This window comes from Streptomyces sp. NPDC002403 (assembly GCF_053593015.1).
This window is the reverse complement of the sequence record NZ_JBSFBQ010000004.1, coordinates 165,679-180,647: the sequence shown is the minus strand read 5'-3', so window position 1 is coordinate 180,647 and position 14,969 is coordinate 165,679. Positions and strand designations below refer to the sequence as shown.

General features: G+C 73.2%; 15 protein-coding genes and 1 tRNA gene. 8 read left to right on the top strand and 8 right to left on the bottom strand.

Annotated features, from left to right (window positions below):
* The first annotated feature begins 36 nt into the window (after positions 1–36).
* Positions 37–2,961 (top strand): DEAD/DEAH box helicase, encoded by a 2,925-nt coding sequence (locus tag ACWCPY_RS07275; protein ID WP_451263347.1) that lies wholly within the window; start codon positions 37–39, stop codon positions 2,959–2,961.
* The gene (locus ACWCPY_RS07270) at positions 2,958–4,256 is read left to right on the top strand and encodes an SWIM zinc finger family protein (RefSeq protein WP_451263346.1); all 1,299 of its coding nucleotides are present in this window, start codon (positions 2,958–2,960) and stop codon (positions 4,254–4,256) included. The genes ACWCPY_RS07275 and ACWCPY_RS07270 overlap by 4 nt, the downstream gene beginning before the upstream one ends.
* A gap of 39 nt (positions 4,257–4,295) precedes the next feature.
* Here ACWCPY_RS07270 and ACWCPY_RS07265 read toward each other — a convergent pair whose 3' ends face one another.
* Together ACWCPY_RS07265 and ACWCPY_RS07260 are read right to left on the bottom strand one after the other, a co-directional pair.
* Positions 4,296–4,607 carry a hypothetical protein gene (locus tag ACWCPY_RS07265; protein ID WP_451263344.1) on the bottom strand — a complete coding sequence of 104 codons (312 nt, stop codon included), beginning with the start codon at positions 4,605–4,607 and terminating at the stop codon, positions 4,296–4,298.
* Positions 4,608–4,695: 88 nt separating this feature from the next.
* Entirely contained in the window at positions 4,696–5,274 is a 579-nt protein-coding gene (locus tag ACWCPY_RS07260; protein WP_451263343.1) for a TetR/AcrR family transcriptional regulator, read from the bottom strand.
* Positions 5,275–5,374: 100 nt separating this feature from the next.
* Here ACWCPY_RS07260 and ACWCPY_RS07255 point away from each other — a divergent pair, with 100 nt between their 5' ends.
* Positions 5,375–5,923, top strand: coding sequence for an HXXEE domain-containing protein (locus tag ACWCPY_RS07255; RefSeq protein ID WP_451263342.1), 549 nt, complete (start codon positions 5,375–5,377; stop codon positions 5,921–5,923).
* Between the two features lie 104 nt (positions 5,924–6,027).
* Here ACWCPY_RS07255 and ACWCPY_RS07250 read toward each other — a convergent pair whose 3' ends face one another.
* Positions 6,028–6,546 carry a DUF3574 domain-containing protein gene (locus ACWCPY_RS07250; RefSeq protein WP_451263341.1) on the bottom strand — a complete coding sequence of 173 codons (519 nt, stop codon included), beginning with the start codon at positions 6,544–6,546 and terminating at the stop codon, positions 6,028–6,030.
* A 266-nt stretch (positions 6,547–6,812) separates the two neighbouring features.
* On the opposite strand from ACWCPY_RS07250, the gene ACWCPY_RS07245 reads away from it, so the two are divergent.
* Positions 6,813–7,544: a DUF7873 family protein gene (locus tag ACWCPY_RS07245; protein WP_072483100.1), complete on the top strand. Its 732-nt coding sequence runs from the start codon at positions 6,813–6,815 to the stop codon at positions 7,542–7,544.
* 32 nt (positions 7,545–7,576) lie between these two features.
* Positions 7,577–7,662 (top strand) — tRNA-OTHER (locus ACWCPY_RS07240).
* Positions 7,663–7,993: 331 nt separating this feature from the next.
* Here ACWCPY_RS07240 and ACWCPY_RS07235 read toward each other — a convergent pair.
* Positions 7,994–8,611, bottom strand: a complete 618-nt coding sequence (locus ACWCPY_RS07235; protein ID WP_451263340.1) for a peptidase — start codon at positions 8,609–8,611, stop codon at positions 7,994–7,996.
* A 13-nt stretch (positions 8,612–8,624) separates the two neighbouring features.
* The gene (locus ACWCPY_RS07230) at positions 8,625–9,836 is read right to left on the bottom strand and encodes a pyridoxal phosphate-dependent aminotransferase (RefSeq protein ID WP_451263339.1); all 1,212 of its coding nucleotides are present in this window, start codon (positions 9,834–9,836) and stop codon (positions 8,625–8,627) included.
* Between the two features lie 86 nt (positions 9,837–9,922).
* Here ACWCPY_RS07230 and ACWCPY_RS07225 point away from each other — a divergent pair, with 86 nt between their 5' ends.
* Entirely contained in the window at positions 9,923–10,591 is a 669-nt protein-coding gene (locus tag ACWCPY_RS07225) for a winged helix-turn-helix transcriptional regulator (RefSeq protein ID WP_451263338.1), read from the top strand.
* A 66-nt stretch (positions 10,592–10,657) separates the two neighbouring features.
* Here the strand turns inward: ACWCPY_RS07225 and ACWCPY_RS07220 are convergent, their stop codons facing one another.
* Complete coding sequence (locus tag ACWCPY_RS07220) at positions 10,658–11,023, bottom strand: nuclear transport factor 2 family protein (RefSeq protein ID WP_451263337.1); 366 nt, start codon at positions 11,021–11,023, stop codon at positions 10,658–10,660.
* A 66-nt stretch (positions 11,024–11,089) separates the two neighbouring features.
* On the opposite strand from ACWCPY_RS07220, the gene ACWCPY_RS07215 reads away from it, so the two are divergent.
* On the top strand, positions 11,090–12,253 hold the full coding sequence (locus ACWCPY_RS07215; RefSeq protein WP_451263336.1) for a hypothetical protein: 1,164 nt from the start codon (positions 11,090–11,092) through the stop codon (positions 12,251–12,253).
* Between the two features lie 7 nt (positions 12,254–12,260).
* Positions 12,261–12,917, top strand: a complete 657-nt coding sequence (locus ACWCPY_RS07210; RefSeq protein ID WP_451263335.1) for a uridine kinase — start codon at positions 12,261–12,263, stop codon at positions 12,915–12,917.
* A 70-nt stretch (positions 12,918–12,987) separates the two neighbouring features.
* Here ACWCPY_RS07210 and ACWCPY_RS07205 read toward each other — a convergent pair whose 3' ends face one another.
* Together ACWCPY_RS07205 and ACWCPY_RS07200 are read right to left on the bottom strand one after the other, a co-directional pair.
* A complete protein-coding gene (locus tag ACWCPY_RS07205; protein WP_451263334.1) occupies positions 12,988–13,884 on the bottom strand; it encodes a carbohydrate kinase family protein in 897 nt (298 codons plus the stop codon).
* On the bottom strand, positions 13,881–14,846 hold the full coding sequence (locus ACWCPY_RS07200; protein WP_451263333.1) for a pseudouridine-5'-phosphate glycosidase: 966 nt from the start codon (positions 14,844–14,846) through the stop codon (positions 13,881–13,883). The genes ACWCPY_RS07205 and ACWCPY_RS07200 overlap by 4 nt, the downstream gene beginning before the upstream one ends.
* Positions 14,847–14,969 lie beyond the last annotated feature (123 nt).

Below are 14,969 nucleotides of genomic sequence, written 5' to 3'. Positions count from 1 at the left end.
GGTCAAGAGGACCGGCGCGGGAGGGGAGGGGGACCGATGACCACGGCACAACACCAGCAGGACGCGTCCGCTGCCCGGCTCCTGCGCTGTGCCGCGGTCTTCCTGCCCGCACCGCTGCCGAGGGCCGGGAGCGTCGCCTTCTGGGATCCCGACGGCGGTGCCCTCCCGGAGCCGGGCGCGGTCTGCGCACACCCCGCGGACCCGGAGAGTCCGGCACCCGGCGCGCGTACGGGGGAGATCACCGTCGTCCGCCGGCACGGGCAGGGGGACGACGTCCGCCGGCGTACGGTGCCCGCTGTCCTGCTGCCCGTCGCCGACGCGCTCCCGCTGCTGGCCCGGGCCCGGCACCAGGAGTCCGCCCACCCCGCCACGCGGTGCTGGGGCGCCGCCGCGCTCCAGGCGCTCAACCTGGTGGCGCGCGGCAGACTGCTCCCCGGCCTGACGGACGACGACCACGACGCCTGGCGGGCCGGTCCGCGCGACGCCGAGGACATCGCCCACCTCCGGGCGATAGCCGCCGCCATGCCCGCCGAGGGCCACGCGGTCCCGCTGCCGGACCGCACCCCGCTCCGGGTCCCCGACCCGCAGTGGCTGCTCGGCTCGTTCCTCGACGCGGTCGCCGACACCCTGCCCCGTACGCCCGCCGCGGCGTACGCGATGGGGGCGCCCTTCGCGGCCCGCGAGGCCCAGCACCTGCCGGCGGCCCGTGACTGGGCGGTCGAGGTCGCGGCCGGGCTCGACGCGGGCGTACGGGTGTCGCTGCGCCTCGACCTGTCGGCGTACGAACTCTTCGACACGGCCGACGACGGGGACGATGCCACCGGTTCCGCCGGGGCCGGTGCCACCGCCGCGCGGCACGCCGCCGCTGCCGTCACGCAGGTGCACAGCCTCGCCGACCCGACCTACGTCACCGACGCCGCCGCGCTCTGGAACGGCGGGGCGGGCGAGCCCTTCGGCCCGCGCGCGAGGATCGACGCCGTGCTCGCCCTGCGCCGCGCCGCCCGCGTCTGGGTGCCGCTGGAGCGGTTGCTGGACCAGCCGGTGCCCGATGTGCTCGCCCTGACGGAGGACGAGCTGTACGAGCTGCTCGGCGACGCCGGGGCCCGGCTGGCGGCGGCCGGCGTGAGCGTCCACTGGCCCAGGGAGCTCGTCCGCTCGCTCACCGCCTCCGCCGTCGTGCGGCCCGCGCCCGGATCGGCCACCGACGGCACCTCGTTCTTCGACGCCGAACAGCTCTTCGCCTTCGACTGGCAGCTGTCGCTGGGCGACGAGCGGCTCACCGAGGCGGAGATGGACACCCTCGCCGAGGCCCACCGGCCGGTGGTGCGCCTGCGGGACCAATGGGTCGTCGTCGACCCCGCGCTCGTACGCAAGGCACGCAAGCGGGAGCTCGGCCTGCTCGATCCGGTCGACGCCCTCGCCGTCGCCCTGACCGGCACCGCCGAGGTCGACGGCGAACAGGTGGAAGCCGTGCCCGTGGGCGCGCTGGCCGCACTCCGCGAGCGCATCACCGCCGACCACACCACCATCGCCCAGCCGCCCGGCCTGGACGCCACGCTCCGCGACTACCAGCTGCGCGGCCTGGCCTGGCTGGACCGGATGACCTCGCTCGGCCTCGGCGGCTGCCTCGCCGACGACATGGGCCTGGGCAAGACGATCACCCTCATCGCCCTCCATCTGCACCGCGCCCGTCCCGAGCCCACCCTGGTGGTCTGCCCCGCCTCCCTCCTGGGCAACTGGCACCGCGAGATCAGCCGCTTCGCCCCCGGTGTCCCCGTACGCCGTTTCCACGGCACCGACCGCTCGCTCGCCGGGCCCGACGGAGGCTTCGTCCTCACCACGTACGGCACGATGCGTTCCAGCGCCGCGCAACTGGCGGGCCACGGCTGGGGGCTGATCGTCGCCGACGAGGCCCAGCACGTGAAGAACCCGCAGTCGTCCACGGCGAAGGCGCTGCGCACCATCCCGGCCCCGGCCCGGGTCGCCCTCACCGGCACCCCGGTGGAGAACAACCTCTCCGAGCTGTGGGCCCTGCTCGACTGGACCACTCCCGGACTGCTCGGCCCCCTCAAGGCCTTCCGGGCCCGGCACGCCCGTATCGTCGAGAACACCGGATCGGCCGCCGGGCTCGCCAACGACGAAGCGGTCGAACGGCTCGCCCGCCTGGTCCGGCCCTTCCTCCTGCGCCGCAAGAAGTCCGACCCGGGCATCGCCCCCGAACTGCCGCCGAAGACGGAGACCGACCACCCCGTCTTCCTCACCCGCGAGCAGGTCACGCTCTACGAGGCGGCGGTCCGCGAGACCATGGCGTTCATCGAGGCGTCGGAAGGCATCGCCCGGCGCGGCCTGATCATGAAGCTGCTGGCCTCGCTCAAGCAGATCTGCAACCACCCCGCGCAGTATCTGAAGGAGGAGCCGACCCGCCTCGTCGGCCGTTCCGGAAAGCTCGCCCTGCTCGACGAACTCCTCGACACGATCCTCGCCGAGGACGGCTCCGTCCTGATCTTCACCCAGTACGTGACGATGGCCAGGCTGCTCTCCGCCCACCTCGCCTCGCGTGCCATCCCCTCCCAGCTCCTGCACGGCGGCACACCGGTCGCCGAGCGGGAACGGATGGTGGACCGCTTCCAGTCCGGCGAGGCCCCGGTCTTCCTGCTCTCCCTCAAGGCGGCGGGCACCGGACTCAATCTGACCAGGGCCGCCCACGTCATTCACTACGACCGCTGGTGGAACCCGGCCGTCGAGGAACAGGCCACGGACCGGGCGTACCGCATCGGCCAGACGCAGCCCGTACAGGTCCACCGGCTGATCGCGGAAGGCACCGTCGAGGACCGGATCGGCGAGCTGCTGGAGGCGAAGCGCGCCCTGGCCGACACGGTCCTCGGCACCGGCGAGACCACGCTGACCGAGCTCAGCGACCGCGACCTGGCCGATCTCGTCTCGCTCCGGAGGCCGGCATGAGCCCCCGCCCGCACACCGGCCCCGACCCGCGCCCGGTGGCGCGCCCGCGCCCGGGCCCCGACGACCTGCGGCGCACCTTCGAGGCCGTGCCGCCCCGCACCGGCGACGGACCCTTCGCGGACAGCTGGTGGGGCCGTGCCTGGGTGGCCGCCCTGGAGTCCCTCTCGATGGACGAGGGCCGGCTCTCCCACGGCCGTACGTACGCCGACAGCGGCAAGGTCGCCGCGATCACCGTCACCCCCGGCCGGGTCGTCGCCTACGTCCACGGCAGCCGCCCCCGCCCCTACCGCTGCGAGCTGCGGCTGCGGACCCTCGCCGACCCCGACTGGGACACCTTCCTGGACGCGGTCGCGGCCCGGCCCGGTCATCTCGCCGCGCTGCTCACCAAGGAGATGCCGCACTCGCTGGCCGACACGGCGGCCGAGGCCGGCATCGGGCTGCTGCCCGCCGCCGGGGACCTCGACCCCGGCTGCTCCTGCCCGGACCACGGCTGGCCCTGCAAGCACGTGGCCGCGCTCTGCTACCAGATGGCGCGGCTCCTGGACGCCGACCCGTTCGTCCTGTTGCTGCTGCGCGGCCGGGGCGAGCGGGAGCTCCTCGAAGAGCTGGGCCGCCGCAACGCCGCGCACTCCGCCCGGGAACGTCCCACGGCCCCCGCCACCCCTTCCGTAACGGCGCGCGAAGCCCTCGCCGAGCGCTACCTCCCGCCGCTCCCCGCTCCGCTGCCGGTGCTGCCGCATCCGGCGCAGCCGCCCTCGTACCCGAGCCTGCCCGGTGCACGGGAAGCGCTCGCCCTCGATCACCTCGCCACGGACGCGGCGGCCCGCGCGCACACGCTCCTCACCACCCGCGCCGACCCGCTCGCCGGACTCACCCCCTGGCAGGACGCGGTGCGTCTGGCCGCGTCCCGTCCCACCGCCGGCCTCACCGCCACCACGCGCGCCCTCTACCGCGAACTCGCGTACGCCACCGGCCGCACCACCACCGACCTGGCCAGGGCGGTCGCGGCCTGGCGGCAGGGCGGCGCCGGCGGGCTGGCCGTCCTCGAAACCCCCTGGGACCCCCCGGCCGGTCCCTTCGACCGGGCCCGCCCCGCACTCGCGGCAGCAGGCTTTCCGCGATTCCAGCCCCGGCGCAACCACCTCACCCACCCCGGCGGCACGCTCCAGCTCCGCTTCGGCCACGACGGCCGTTGGTACGGCTACGAGTCCGAGCCCGGCGAGGACGACTGGTGGCCCCGCGCCACTCCGGACAGCGACCCGGTGAGCGCGCTCATGGAGCTCGGCGGAGGCTGAAGCCCCCGCCGGTCCGGTCAGGGTCTCAGCAGCTCCGCCTCAGTAGCTCTGCAGATAGACGAAGAGTCCGATCAGGAACACGGCGACGATCGGCAGCACGATCAGCCGGGCCTTGCGGAACCCCTCGTCCTCCTGGTCGGTCCGGCCCCGGCCGGCGCCGTGCACCGACGCCAGATGCTCCCAGGCCATGTCGGTGATCCGCTCCGTCGTCAGCAGTGACGGCGACCAGTCGCAGTGGGCGCAGATGAGGAAGTCGCGGTACGGGTCGTACCGGAAGTCCCGCTCGATATCGACCGTGAACACCTGACCGTCCGGTGTCGTGGCCGTGAAGTGACGTACTGGCGTGCCCATGTGGATCGTTCCCCGTTCGGTGCGTGTGTACGGTCCCGTACCCGGCCGCGGCACAGTACCCGACCGGGCGTGCCCGCTCCCGGCACCGTCAGCGAGGCAGTACGGCATCGACGACATCCCGGGCGAAGCGCGGCGGCACCGGTTCGCGGCGGAGCAGCACCCGCATCCAGACCGCCCCCGCGATCAGGTCCAGCAGCAGCATCGGGTCGGTGTGCGCGGGGAGTTCGCCGCGGGCGGCGGCGCGGATGAAGACCGGCTGTTCACGGGAGAAGCGGTCGGCGAAGAAGTCGCGGGTGAGAAGAGCGAGTTCGTCGTCGGGCAGGCCGGTGCCCGAGGTCATCGCGCGGGCGACGGGTTCGGTGCGCCCGTCGGTGAGCAGGCGGGTGATCTGTTCGGTGAGGGAGACCAGATCACCGCGGAGGCTGCCCGTGTCGGGGATGTCGATGTCGAGGACCCGGGCATGGATCAGGGCCGCCCGGAGGAGCGCCGGTTTCGAGGGCCACCAGCGGTAGATCGTCGTCTTGTTGACCCCGGCCTCCTGGGCGACGGCCTCGATGGTGAGCCGGGCGTAGCCGCGTTCCGCGAGATGGCGCAGCGTGGTGTCGAAGATCGCCCCGGCGGCGCGGGGACCCCGGCCCGGGCGGCGGTTCACGGTCGGGTCGGACATGGGCACTCCAGGGGAAAGCGACCGGGAAAAGCAACGCAACGTTGCGTTGCGATGTAAGGTGCGGTCATCGTACTTCGTACTGCGACGCAGGGGGCCCGGTATGGCGGAGGCAACGGTTTCCAAGGCGGTGACCTGGGGGCTGTTCGCCGCCTGGGTGACCAATGACCTGGAGGAGCTGGTCACCATGGCCGGCTGGGCGCGGGCGGCCCGGCCCGGGCTTCAGGAGCGCTTCCCACGAGTGCCCGAGGCGCTCTGGAAGCGGATGGAGCTCTCGCAGCGGGACGTCGGTGTCGCGATCGGTCTCATGGGCGGGGTCATGGCGGCGGCGTCGGCGGACGGGGCGCGGACCGGTGGCCGCAGCCCGTTCTTCCGGAGCGTGCTGGTCGGCTTCGGGGTGCACGGTGTCGCGCACCTCGCGCAGTCGGTGGCGTACCGGGGCTACACGCCGGGGGTGGTCACGGCGCCGACGGTCGTCGTTCCGTACTCGGTCTGGGCCGTGGGGCGGCTGAAGGCGGCCGGGATCAGGAGTGGCGGCGCCGGCGCGACGGTTGCGGCACTGGCACTTCTTCCGGTGACCGTGGCGGGAGTTCACGCGCTGGCGCACCGGATCAACCGGCCGCGCGGGCGCGGGGCCCGCGCGGCGGCGTGACCGGGCGACGGAACGGCCGCGCGGTCGCCGTGCGGCGGAATCCGTCGGCCGTCGGCCTGCGCCCGGGTGCCGGAATCCGACGGCCCTCGGCCTGCGGCCGGGTGTCAGAAGTCGGCGGTCGTGCGCTCCTCGATCCGGGCCACCGAATCCTGGGCGTAGGCCTTCTCGTAGGCGTCGCGGATCCGCTCGATCCGGATGTCGCGCACGCGCGCCTCGGACGCGGGGTAGAGCAGGGTCACTTCGTAGCTGCGCTCCCGTTCGATGACCCCGTGGGAGTCGCGCCACTGCCCCCGGCCGTCGTGGACGGTCAGCCCGTTCGGGAAGCGAGGGGTGACCTCCTCGTCGATGAACGCCAGGAACTGGCGGTCGGTCACGGCGGGTCCGCCGTCCGGGCGTTCGGTGCCGAAGAGGAGCCGGGTCTCGACGTAGGCCTGCCCGCGCGAGGCGACGGCTTGCGCCGTGGACCGCGAGGCCGCGGGCGCCTCGTCGCCCAGTGTGGCGTACGCGACGGGCGTCGAGACGGTCAGTACGGCCAGGGCGACGGCCGTCGTGGTGAGCGCGGTGCGCTTCTTCTTCGGGCCGGTGAGGCCCTTCGGGGCGGTGAAGCGGGGGAGACGGGGCACGGCGGGGACCTTCGTTCGGCGCCTGGGAACGGCGGTGACGGATGGTGTCCGGCCGCGGGCGGGGAGGAGTCCACGCGGGTGAGCCCGTGCGCGAACGGGGAGCCTGCGGGCCGGTGGCGCGGATGCGCGGGCCTCACTGTCGCAAGCGGTCCCCGCCGGGCGGCGGCAAGGACTGGTGCGTCCGGCGGAATCCACCCGTACGGGAAGAGGCGGACCATAGGAAAAGCGTTTGTCCCGGCCGGATCGGCGTTGCTAGCTTCCTCGTCGTGGCGAAACTCAATCAGATCATCGCAGTGGAGAAGGGCGTCAAGTCCAAGGCCCACCAGGACCTGACGGCGGCACATCACGGCCTCCAGAAGACGGGTCTGCTGGCCGGGATCTCCCGGACGTACCAGCCCAAGGACGAGGAGGGCGAGCAGCTGCCGCCCGAGTCGACGCTGGTGCAGATCAAGGCCGAGGACGTGCTGCGGGAGACCGCGGCGACCCTGACCCGGCTCTTCGACGTGACCGCCACGAAGGACTGGGCCAACTGCACGGCCCGCGCGGACGTGAAGGTCGACGGGCGGGTGCTCGTGAGCGACGTCCCGGTCTCGTATCTGCTCTTCCTGGAGAAGCAGTTGACGGACCTCAACACCTTTGTCCGCAAGCTGCCGGTGCTCGACGCCGCGGAGGCATGGACCCAGGACCCGTCGACGGACTCCTGGAAGACCGAGCCGGTACGGACCCTCCGTACGAAGAAGGTGCCCCGCAACCACGTGAAGGCGGAGGCCACCGACAAGCACCCGGCGCAGGTCGAGGTGTACTACGAGGACGTCCCGATCGGGTACTGGACGACGGTGAAGTTCTCCGGCGCCCTTCCCGCGCGGCGCGTCAACGAACTGCTGGACCGGGTGGAGAAGCTCCAGCAGGCCGTGAAGTACGCCCGCGAGGAAGCCAACGGCGCGGACGTCACCGACCAGCGGGTGGGTGATGCGGTATTCGGTTACCTCTTCGGGTGACCGACCATTGATTCCCCGGCCGATTCATTGCGGCCGGGGTGCGCCAGGAGCGCAAGCTGAAACTGAAGCTTGTCGTGACGACGCGGTTCCAGTGGAGGTTCGAGTCCTCCCCCCGGCATTCGGTGCCTCCCGCACAGGAACGGGCCGGGGTAGCCCAAATGGAAGAGGCAGACCGCGATCAATCTCAGACTCTTGCTCCAGACTCAGCATTCGCCACCCATCGCCGAATCAAACGGGCCCGTGCCCATGGGCGTCGAGATGCCGGTTCGACTCCGGCTCGCAGAGCTTCGATCTGCGGTCGTCTAAAGGCAGGACGCGGCGACATAAACCTGACACGGGTCCTTAAAAGTGTCGGCGTGCCGAACGGGTGGCAGACCAGGGCTCGGGGGCCGGCTACGCCCCCGGGCCCGCTCCCGTTCCGGACGGCACACGGCTCACGGGTGCGCCGTTCACACCCGCGCGGGCAGCGACACCCCGCGCCCCGCGAAGAAGCGCTCGAAGTCGGACAGCGCGAGCTCCGCGGCCCGCGTCCCCGCCGTCGTGCCCGACGGGTTGTGGAAGTGGACGCCCGTGCCGTCGGCCGTACGGGACGTCAGCAGCACCAGATGCCCGCCCCGCCCCGGAGCGGGCCGCCCGGGGTACCGGATTCCGTAGTGCACCGAGGCCATGACCGTACGGCCGCCGTCCAGCAGACCGAGGATCTCCTCCGGTGCGAGATGGCGGTGCACCGTGGCGTCCACGCCGTGCACCTCGCGCGCGTACGCGGCGAAGGGGGCGTAGACCAGACCTCGGATCCCGTCCCGCGCGTCCTCGGTGTACGCGCCGTACCGGAGCGCCCCGTCGCGCAGCGCGAACAGGGGCGGGGCTCCCGCGCCGAGCGCCATGCGCAGGCAGGTCATGCCGCACAGATGACCGGCCCAGCGCGCGTACTCGGCCGGTGACCGCGCCCCGGACTCCGCCCAGGCCGGATCGGTGGCCGGATCGAGCCCGTCCTCCACGATCGGGCCGACCAGTTCGGGCGAGGCGAACTGGGTATGGACGGGAAAGCTGCACGTGGAGCAGGTCACCGGGGGCATCCGATCACTGGCGGTATCCGGTCAGGAAGCGGCCGATGCGGCTGATCGCCGCGTCGAGATCGTCAGCGTACGGGAGGGTGAGGATCCGGAAGTGGTCGGGCCGCGGCCAGTTGAAGCCGGTTCCCTGCACGACCTGGATCTTCTCCCGCAGCAGCAGATCCAGTACGAACTTCTCGTCGTCGACGATGCGATGCACCTTCGGGTCCAGGCGCGGGAACGCGTACAGCGCGCCCTTCGGCCTCACGCACGACACGCCGGGGATCTCGTTCAGCTTCTCCCAGGCCCGGTTGCGCTGCTCGTACAGTCTGCCGCCCGGCGCGACCAGCTCCCGGATCGACTGCCGGCCGCCGAGCGCGGCCTGAATGGCGTACTGCGCGGGCGCGTTGGGGCACAGACGCATGGAGGCGAGCGTGGTCAGCCCCTCCAGATAGCTGCGGGCGTGCTGCTGCGGGCCGGAGACCACCATCCATCCGGAGCGGAAGCCCGCCACGCGGTAGGTCTTCGACAGGCCGCTGAAGGTGAGGCAGACCAGGTCGGGGGCGAGGGCCGCCACACTGTGGTGCTCGGCGTCGTCGTACAGGATCTGGTCGTAGATCTCGTCGGCGAACACCATCAGGCCGTGCCTGCGCGCCAGATCGAGGATGCCTTCGAGGATCTCGCGGGGGTAGACGGCGCCGGTCGGATTGTTCGGGTTGATGATCACGACGGCCTTGGTGCGGTCGGTGATCTTCGAGGCCATGTCGGCGAGGTCGGGGTTCCAGTCCGAGGCCTCGTCACAGGTGTAGTGCACGGGCTTGCCGCCCGCGAGGGTCACCACCGCGGTCCACAGCGGGTAGTCGGGGGACGGGACGAGCACCTCGTCGCCGTCCTCCAGCAGCGCCTGGACAGCCATCGAGATCAGCTCGGAGACGCCGTTGCCGAGAAAGATGTCGTCGACCCCGACGTCCGTCAGCCCCATCGCCTGGTAGCGCTGCGCCACCGCCCGGCGGGCGGACAGGATGCCGCGCGAATCCGTGTAGCCGTGGGCCTGCGGAAGCATCCGGATCATGTCCTGGACCACCTCCTCCGGTGCCTCGAAACCGAAGAGCGCGGGGTTGCCCGTGTTGAGCCGGAGCACGCTGTGGCCCGCCTCCTCCAGGGCGTTGGCGTGCTCGATGACCGGGCCCCGGATCTCGTAACAGACCTCGTCGAGCTTGCTGGACTGCCGGAATTCCATGCGGTGGCCTCCCCGACCTGATTGCGATACTTGGTTTTACCAAGCTCGGGCTTGGAAAGTCCAACAACATGTCTAGACTGCGTCGCATGCCACGTCAGCAACAGCCCGCAACGCGCCCGGTCCGCCGCCGGAGTTACGACCAGTTCTGCGCCACCGCGCGTGCCCTCGACTCCGTGGGCGACCGGTGGACCCTGCTGATCGTCCGTGAACTGCTGGCGGGCCCCCGCCGCTACACCGACCTCCACGCCGACCTGCCCGGCGTCAGCACGGACGTGCTCGCCTCCCGGCTCAGGGACATGGAGCAGAACGGCCTCGCCACCCGCCGCCGGCTCCCGCCGCCCGCCGCCGCCTCGGTCTACGAACTGACCGCGCGCGGCCACGGCCTGATGCCGGTACTCGCCGCGCTCGCCGAGTGGGGTGCGCCCGTGCTGGCCGAACGGCGGGCCACCGACGCGGTGCGGGCCCACTGGTTCGCCCTCCCGCTGCTGCGCGCGCTGGACGGGCTGACCCATGCGGGGACCGTCGAAGTCCACCTGGACGAGGGTGAGTTCCACGTGCGGGCCGGTGGCGCGCAGGACGGAGCGGCGGTGTACGGGGACGGTCCCGCCGCCCGCGCCGATGCCCGTATCGCACTCGACGTCGAGGTCTGCCTGGAACTGGCGCGGGGCGGGCTGACCCTGGCCGAGGCCGTCAAGGACGGGCGTGCCGAGGTGTCGGGCGACGGGCCGCTCGCCGCCGAGCTGCGCGGCGGGTGACGGCCCGGCCCGGAGAGGTTCCCGCCGCCGGCTCCTGTGCGGCCACCGGCGGCGGTCGGCCGGACGTCAGTTGGCGAGCGTCTCCCCGTACGCCCCGAAGCCGGAGATCACCAGCCCGTCGCGGAAGGTCAGCACCTCGCTGACCCGGCCGCCGATCTGGTTGCGGTAGTCGATCACCAGGGCTTGGACGCTCACCCGGACGTCCACCAGCTCGAACCGGAGCTCGGGGATGCGCTCCAGGGCGGTGGTCCAGTACGCGCGCAGCGCCTCCTTGCCGTGCACCGTGCCGGACGTGTCACCGGTCATCCGCGCGATGACGGGCGAGCTGAACGTCACGTCCTCGTGATAGTGCGTCAGAATGCGTTCCAGATCATGGGAGTTCCAGCCGTCCAGCCACTCCGAGGCGAACGTGCGGGCGAATTCGAGGTCCATGGGGAAGATCGTAGGAGGCGGACGCGCCGGGGTGGTGTGTTTTCCGTACGACGGGAGGGAGCGGTCATGAACGGGGAGGACGCGTGGGACGGGGCGGACGCGCGCACACTCGACCCGGCGCGGCGCGCCGCGTTCGCGCGGGAGCTGATGAGCGCGCTCACCGCGCACTGCCCCGGCTCGCGGGCGGAACTGCGGGGCTCGCTCGCCGGCGGGACGGCGGACCCGTACAGCGACATCGACCTCGCCTGGACCGTGCCCGGCGACCGGTTCGACGCCTGCCTCGCCGCCGTCCGCGAGGTGCTCGAAGCGGTGCGGCCGCTGGACTCCCTGCGCACGGACCCGGAGTCGCGGAACTCCTGGGAGCGGCGGCTGGTCTTCGCCGCCTTCCGCGGGCTTCCGCTGTTCTGGCGGGTGGACCTGGAGATCGTGGCGTCCCCGGCCGCCCACGGCCGGGGAGACCCCGCGGTGCACGGTGACGACTGGTCGCCGTACGCGAGCGCGCTGGCCAACGCGGTCGCCGCGACGAAGGCCGTACTGCGCGGGCGGCCGGAGAAAGCCCGGGGGCTGCTGGAACGCGGCTTCCGCCGCATCGACGCGCCGGACGGCCTGTCCGGACAGTGGTCCGCCGACATCCGCCGGCTCGCCGGGACGGCGGCCGACCGCGAACCCGGCCTGCGCCCGCTCGCCGACCGGGTGCTGCGCCTCGCCGAGAGCCACCGGGCACAGCTTCTGTGGTGGGCGTTCCCCGCCGGTGTACGTGAACGGGTCGACGAACTGGTCCTGGCGGGCCGGAACATCCAGGCCGTCCACGCGATGCGGGAGAGCGGCACCGGACCCCGTCCGGAGCTGCACGTGTGCGTGGACGTGCTGGCCGGGCGCCACCGTGTACTCACGGACCGCATGCCGCCCCCGCCCCACCACGACGTGGACACCCTGGCCGCCGCGGCCGCCGCCCTGCCCCGCGACCCCGTGGCCGTCGAGGCGGTCTGGGACGGTGACACCTCGGGCTGGATCGTGGTGCTGACCGCCGTGTCGGCCCGGCCGTGGGAGGGCGTTGCCCTGGCCCACTTCCGGATCGGTGCGGCGGGGAGCGGCGAGGCGGCGCGGACGGGCCGCGAACTGGCGGAGCGGCTCGGCGTCCCGTTCCGCTTCGCGAGCCCCGACGAACCCGACGAGGACGCTCCCCGCTGGTGGGACGGCCGGGACGGGGCGCCGGGTCCGAGGCGATGATGGTGGGGTGCGATTCGAAGCGATCACCTGGGAGCGGCTGGCCGAAGCCTTCGCCGCGCATGCCGACGCCCTCGAAGCCGCCGACGGCGGACCCTGGCTGAAGGTCGCCGTCGACGGTGCTCCGGCGGCCCGGACCGGCGAACTGGCCGGGCGCGTCGCGCAGGCGCTGCGGGTCCGGGGCCGTGCGGTGCTGGTCGTGTCCACCGCGGGATTCCTGCGTCCGGCGAGCCTCCGGTACGAGTACGGCAAGGAGGACCCCGACTCGTACTACGACAGCTGGTTCGACACGGGCGCGCTGTGGCGCGAGGTCTTCGGGCCGCTGGAGGCCGGCGGCAGCGGGCGGGTGCTGCCCGACCTCTGGGATCCGGCGACCGACCGGGCCACCCGCAGCCCGTACCGGCCGCTGCCCGAGGGCGGAGTGCTGGTGGTGCACGGCCCGTTGCTGCTGGGGCACTGGTTCCCGTTCGATCTGAGTGTCCATCTGCGGCTGTCGCCGGGCGCGCTGCGGCGGCGAACCGAGGAGAGCGAACGCTGGACCCTGCCCGCTTTCGCGCGGTACGAGGACGAGGCGGCACCCGGCGACCGCGCGGACGCGGTCGTGCGGGCCGACGATCCGCTGCACCCGGCCTGGACGGGGTGGGCGGGGCCGCGAACCGACGCCTGATCACGGGCCGGTGTCGTGGTGCATGCGTCGGGCCGCGGGCACGGGCCCGGGCGGTGGGCCCGTGTCCGCGTCATGGGCCGGGGCGGCCGCCCATGGTGGTGACCGCCTCCGCGCCCGCCCGGCAGCCCGCCGCCACGGCCGAGGCGTCGTCCGCCCCCGCCAGGTGCGCCGCGAGAAAGCCGCCGGTGAAGGCGTCGCCCGCACCGGTCGAGTCCACCGCGCCGCGCACCCGGACGGCCGGGACGCGCCGGGTCACCGTGCCCCCGGCGGCGAGCAGCGCCCCGCCCTCGCCGAGCGTGACGACCACCCGGCCGGCCTGGAGACTCAACTTGGCCGCCGCGTCGGCCGGTTCGGGCAGTCCGGTGAGCAGCCGGGCTTCGTCCGCGTTGGGCAACAGCAGACCGGCGCCCTCCGCGGCGGCCAGGAACCGGTCGGCGCCCAGCTCGGCGAGGAAGCCGGCCGAGGCCGGATCGATGCTCACCGGGATCCGTCGCCGCCGCGCCTCCCGCAGGGCGAGCAGGGCCGTCGCACGGCTCGTCGCGGCGAAGAGGAGGTAGCCGGAGAGATGGAGATGGGCGACGTCGTCCAGCATCGACGGTGACCAGTCGTCGGGGGAGAGGCGGAGCACGGCGCCGCTGTCGGTGAGGAAGGTGCGCTCGGCGTCGGAGTCGACCAGTGCGACGACGGTGGCGGTCGGCACGTCGTGGTCCACGGCCAGCAGGCAGCGCACCCCCGCCCGCCGCAGCGCGGCCCGGTGCCAGTCCGCGCTGTCGGCGCCGACCCTGGCCAGCAGCCGTACGTCGGCACACCCCGAACGGGCCGCCCAGCAGGCGACATTGGCCCCCGCGCCGCCGGGCAGGGTGCGGATCCGGGCCACGGTGTCCGTACCGTGGACCAGTGCCGTTCCGTGCCGGGCCACCACGTCCGTGACCACGTCCCCGACGACGAGCAGTGCGCCCTCGGTCATCGTCCGGCCGCCGGGTCCCGGGGCGCGGCGGCCCACGCGCCGGAGATCCGCGCGGCGAGCGACACGTTTCCGCGCACGGCCGCCAGATTGGCCTCCAGCGAGGCGCCCCCGGTACCCCGCATCAGCCGGTCCAGCAGGAACGGCGTGACGGCCTGGCCCACGATGCCGCGTTCCCGGCACTCGTCCAGTGCCTCGGCCAGCACACGGTCGTGGAGCGCGGGATCCAACTGGTCCGCCACGGCCACCGGATTGGCGACGACCAGCGCGGAGCCGGCACCGCCGAGCCCGTCCTGGGCCCGCATCACCTCCGCGACCTCCTCGGGCGTCCGCACCGTCCAGTCGACCGGCTCGCCCGAACTGGTCAGATAGAAGCCGGGGAAGCGGTCGGTGCCGTAACCGAGCACCGTGACGCCCAGCGTCTCCAGGCGCTGGAGCGTGGCCGGGACGTCCAGGATCGACTTCACTCCCGCGCACACCACGGTGATGCCGGTCCGTGCGAGGAGCCGGAGATCGGCGGACTCGTCCTGGGTCCGGGTCCACTCCCGGTGCACGCCACCGAGGCCGCCGGTGGCGAAGACGCGCAGGCCGGCGCGTGCGGCCAGGAACGCCGTCGCGGACACGGTCGTCGCCCCGCTCGCCCCCGTCGCCAGGGCCGGCGCGAGGTCACGGTGGCCCAGCTTCCGCATCGCGGGATCCGTGGCGACCCGCTCCAACTGGTCCTTGTCCAGGCCGATGTGGGCCCTTCCGTCGAGTACGGCGATGGTTGCGGGCACCGCGCCCGCGGACCGTACGAGCCCTTCGAGCTCCTCGGCGACCCGCAGATTGCGCGGGCGTGGCAGACCGTGGGCGATGATCGTCGATTCCAGGGCCACGACGGGGTGGTGCGCGGCGAGGGCCGCCCGTACCTCGGTGGAGAGGGCGGGGGCGCAGGGATGTGCGCTGTGCGACGCGTTGGATGACATGTCCACATCCCTGTCGCGGGCGCGGCCGCCTCAAACGTGCGACGGTGGCGGCGGCCCCGTGCGGGGCGGCCGGGCCGTCGGTCGAGAGGGCCGGTCGGTGGGTCGGTCGGTGGGCCCGTGGGA